2 protein-coding genes and 2 pseudogenes are annotated in these 4725 nt (G+C 74.8%); all 4 read left to right on the top strand.

The window, feature by feature from the left end; translation table 11 throughout:
- Window positions 1-293 precede the first annotated feature (293 nt).
- Window positions 294-1146 (top strand): annotated as a pseudogene (locus JNW89_RS28010) (MurR/RpiR family transcriptional regulator).
- 13 nt (window positions 1147-1159) lie between these two features.
- The gene (gene hutU, locus JNW89_RS28015; protein WP_238451361.1) at window positions 1160-2815 is read left to right on the top strand and encodes a urocanate hydratase; all 1656 of its coding nucleotides are present in this window, start codon (window positions 1160-1162) and stop codon (window positions 2813-2815) included.
- 55 nt (window positions 2816-2870) lie between these two features.
- Complete coding sequence (locus tag JNW89_RS28020) at window positions 2871-4070, top strand: allantoate amidohydrolase (protein ID WP_238451362.1); 1200 nt, start codon at window positions 2871-2873, stop codon at window positions 4068-4070.
- Window positions 4067-4725: pseudogene (locus tag JNW89_RS28025) on the top strand (amidohydrolase family protein); the annotation flags it as partial. The gene JNW89_RS28020 and the pseudogene JNW89_RS28025, both read left to right, overlap by 4 nt.

A 4725-nucleotide genomic window follows, 5' to 3' on the forward strand; every position in this document is an offset into this window, starting at 1 on the left:
ACCGCGACGGTCACCAGTCGGTCCTGCCCGTCGACGGCCCACCAGGCCCTGCCGACCTGGCAGACGCCCATCACCTCGGTGAACCTGTACGGACCGTCCGGCTGCATGCCCCACTCCTCTGCTCACCCGCCGTGCGGATAGTACAGAAACGTCGCGAGCGCGGCGGCCGCCGGCAGTCCCGGCCGCACCCAGCCTCACCAGGGGCTCCTCCCGTGTGGACCACCGACGGTCAAGCGGGTGTGACCGAACGGACGGCGGTTGCGTCTGAAAGTTTTCATGCATACAGTCACGCCATGAATGACGGAGCCGTCGCCGCACCCCCCGACCGGGTGCTCGACCTGTTCCACGGCGTCCGGCTCACGCCCACCCAGCGCCGCATCGCGCACTGCCTGGTGCAGCACGCCGCCGCCGCGTCGTACCTGTCGGCGGCCGAGGTGGCCGAGCTGGCCGGGGTGAGCCAGCCGTCAGTGACCCGGTTCGCCGTCGCGCTCGGCCACGACGGCTACCCGGCGCTGCGCCGGCGGCTGCGCGAGCTGACCTCCGGCGGCGCCACCGACGGCGCCGGCGACGGCAACGAGCTCCAGCGGGCGGTCCGCGCCGAGATCGCGAACCTGGAGCGGCTCGCCGGCGAGCTCGCCGACCGGGACCGGATCGCCGCCGCCCGGGCACCTGCTGGCGGCCAGCCGACCGCTGCCGGTGCTCGGGCTGCGCGCGGCGGCGCCGCTGGCCGCGTACTTCGCCTACTTCGCCGCGAAGGTGCACCCGGACGTCCGGGTGCTCGACGACGGCGGCAGCCTGCTCACCGACCGGCTGGAGCAGGCGGCGGCGTCCGGGGCGAGCGCCCTGCTCGCCTTCGTCCTGCCGCGCTACCCCCGGGAGACCTTCGAGGCGCTGCGGGAGGCCCGCGACGCCGGGCTGACCGTGGTTGCGATCACCGACTCGCCGGTCAGCCCGGCGACCGAGTACGCCGAACTGGTGCTGCCCGCCACGGTCGGCACCGACCTCGTCTTCGACCTGCACACCGCCCCGATGACCCTGGCCATGGTGGTCCTCCAGGCGATCTGCGACGCCTCCCCGGCGGACACGCAGGCCCGCCTGGAGGCGTTCGAGTCGTCCGCCGCCCGTCGCCAGTTGTTCCTCGGCTGAGAGGAGTTCCGAGATGCACCAGCCCGTTCGCGCCGCTCGCGGCACCGCACGCACCGCCCAGGGGTGGCCGCAGGAGGCCGCCCTGCGGATGCTGATGAACAACCTCGACCCGGAGGTGGCCGAGCGTCCGGACGACCTGGTCGTCTACGGCGGCACCGGTAAGGCCGCCCGGGACTGGCCGTCGTACCACGCGCTGGTGCGTACGCTCACCGAGCTGCGCGACGACGAGACGATGCTGGTGCAGTCCGGCCGCCCGGTGGGGGTCATGCGCACCCACGAGTGGGCGCCCCGGGTGCTGCTGGCCAACTCGAACCTGGTCGGCGACTGGGCCACCTGGCCGGAGTTCCGCCGCCTGGAGCAGCTCGGCCTGACCATGTACGGGCAGATGACCGCCGGCTCGTGGATCTACATCGGCACCCAGGGCATCCTCCAGGGCACCTACGAGACGTTCGCGGCGGTGGCGGCGAAGCGCTTCGGCGGCACGCTGGCCGGGACGCTGACGCTGACCGCCGGCTGCGGCGGGATGGGCGGGGCGCAGCCCCTCGCGGTCACCATGAACGACGGCGTCTGCCTGATCGTGGACGTGGACCGCACCCGGCTGGACCGCCGGATGCACGACCGCTACCTGGACGAGGTCGCCGACTCCCTGGACGACGCGGTGCAGCGGGTGCTCGCCGCGAAGCGGGACCGGCGCGCGCTGTCCGTCGGCGTGGTCGGCAACGCGGCCACCGTCTTCCCGGAGCTGCTGCGCCGGGGCGTCGACATCGACATCGTGACCGACCAGACCAGCGCGCACGACCCGCTGTCGTACCTGCCGGAGGGGGTGGAGCTGGCCGACGCCCGGGACTACGCGGCGGCGAAGCCGGCCGAGTTCACCGACCGGGCCCGGGCCTCGATGGCGAAGCACGTCGAGGCGATGGTGGGCTTCCTCGACGCGGGCGCGGAGGTCTTCGACTACGGCAACTCGATCCGCGGTGAGGCCCAGCTCGCCGGTTACGAGCGGGCGTTCGACTTCCCCGGCTTCGTGCCGGCGTACATCCGGCCGCTGTTCTGTGAGGGCAAGGGCCCGTTCCGCTGGGCGGCGCTCTCCGGCGACCCGAAGGACATCGCGGCCACCGACCGGGCCATCCTGGAGCTGTTCCCGGAGAACGAGTCCCTCGCGCGGTGGATGCGGATGGCCGGCGAGCGGGTCGCCTTCCAGGGCCTGCCGGCGCGGATCTGCTGGCTCGGCTACGGCGAGCGGGACAAGGCCGGGGTGCGGTTCAACGAGATGGTCGCCTCCGGTGAGCTGTCCGCGCCAGTGGTGATCGGCCGGGACCACCTGGACTGCGGCAGCGTGGCCAGCCCCTACCGGGAGACCGAGGCGATGGCCGACGGCTCCGACGCGATCGCCGACTGGCCGCTGCTCAATGCGCTGGTCAACACCGCCAGCGGGGCGTCCTGGGTCTCCATCCACCACGGCGGCGGGGTGGGCATCGGGCGGTCCATCCACGCCGGGCAGGTCTGCGTCGCCGACGGCACGGCGCTGGCCGGGCAGAAGATCGAGCGGGTGCTCACCAACGACCCGGCGATGGGCGTGATCCGGCACGTGGACGCCGGGTACGAGGCTGCCCGCGAAGTCGCCGAGCGGACCGGGGTACGGGTGCCGATGGCCGAGGGTGCCGCGTGAGCGCGAGGAGTGCAGCGCAGCGGAGCCCCGCAGTCGCGAACAACAGGGGTGCCGCGTGACGGACCTCGCCGGCCGGTTCCGGAAGCTGTGGGACGAGATCGCGCCGGTCGGGCGGGACGCCGGCAGCGGCGGCTACCTGCGCTACGCGCTGACCGAGCCGGAGCTGCGGCTGCGGGAGTGGTTCCGCGAGCAGGCCGAGCACCGCGGCATGCCGGTCACCGCCGACGGCAACGGCAACCTCTTCGCCTGGTGGGGTGACCCGCAGGCCGGCGGCGCGGTGCTGACCGGCAGCCACTTCGACTCGGTGCCGCACGGCGGGGCGTACGACGGGCCGCTCGGCATCGTCAGCGCGTTCCTCGCCGTCGACGAGTTGCGCGGCGCGGGCGTGGTTCCGGGCCGGCCGATCGCGGTGGCGGCGTTCGTGGAGGAGGAGGGGGCGCGGTTCGGCGTACCGTGCCTGGGGTCGCGGCTGCTCACCGGGGAGATCGCGCTGGAGCGCGCGGCCGGCCTGCGCGACGCGGCCGGGGTGAGCTTCGCCGAGGCGCTCGGCGACCGACCCGCGGGCGCCGACCCGGCGCTGCTCGGCCGCTTCGCCGCCTTCGTGGAGCTGCACGTCGAGCAGGGCCGCGCGCTGGTCGAGGCCGACTCGCCGGTCGCGGTCGCCAGCGCGATCTGGCCGCACGGCCGCTGGCGCTTCGACTTCCACGGCGAGGGCAACCACGCGGGTACGACCCGGATGGCGGACCGCCGCGACCCGATGCTGACGTACGCGTTCACGGTGCTGGCGGCGAACAAGGAGGCCCGGCTGCGCGACGCGCACGCCACCGTGGGCCGGGTGTCGGTGGAGCCGAACGCCACCAACGCGATCCCGTCGCGGGTGACCGGCTGGCTGGACGCCCGGGCGGCCGAACCGGAGACGCTGCGCGGGCTGGTCGGGGCGGTGCACGCCAAGGCCGCCGAGCGGGCGAAGCGGGACGGCACGGAGCTGACCTGCACGGAGGAGTCGGCCACCCCGCTGGTCGCCTTCGACGGCGGGCTGGCCGACCGGCTGGCCGGGCTGCTCGACGCGCCGGTGCTGCCCACCGGGGCGGGCCACGACGCGGGGGTGCTGGCCGCGCACCTGCCCACCGCGATGCTCTTCGTGCGCAACCCGACCGGGGTGTCGCACTCCCCCGCCGAGTCGGCCGTCGACGCCGACTGCGCCGCCGGGGTCACCGCCCTGGCCCGGGTGCTTCAGGAGCTGGCATGCCGATGACCCGCTGGCTCGCCGAGTACGCCTGGCTGCCCGAGCACGCCGAGCCCACCCCGGACGTGCTGATCGAGGCGGTCGACGGGCGGATCACCACGGTCGCCCCGCTGACCGCCGGGCGGCCCACCGCCGGGGTGGAGGTGCTCGGTGACGCCGTCCGGCTGCCCGGGCTGACGCTGCCCGGCCTGGCCAACGCCCACTCGCACGCCTTCCACCGGGCGCTGCGCGGGCGCACCCACGCCGGGCGGGGCAACTTCTGGACCTGGCGGGACGGGATGTACGCGGTCGCGCAGCGGCTCGACCCGGACACGTACCTGGCCCTGGCCCGGGCCGCGTACGCGGAGATGGCGCTGGCCGGGGTGACCTGCGTCGGCGAGTTCCACTACCTGCACCACGGCCCGAACGGCACCCCGTACGACGACCCGAACGCGATGTCGGCGGCGCTGGTCGAGGCGGCCGCGCAGGCCGGCATCCGGATCACCCTGCTGGACACCTGCTACCTGACCGCCACCGTGGACGGCGCCCCGCTGGCCGGGCCGCAGCGGCGCTTCGGCGACGGCGACGCGCTGCGCTGGGCGGACCGGGTCAGCGCGTTCACCCCGACGCCGCCACGCCCGGGTCGGCGCGGCCATCCACTCGGTCCGCGCGGTGCCGGCGGAAC

It is taken from the genome of Micromonospora sp. 4G55, from assembly GCF_016803375.1.

Excerpts from the sequence above, each read along its gene's own strand:
- hutU (WP_238451361.1), top strand. The coding sequence starts at position 1,160 with ATGCACCAGCCCGTTCGCGCCGCTCGCGGCACCGCACGCACCGCCCAG.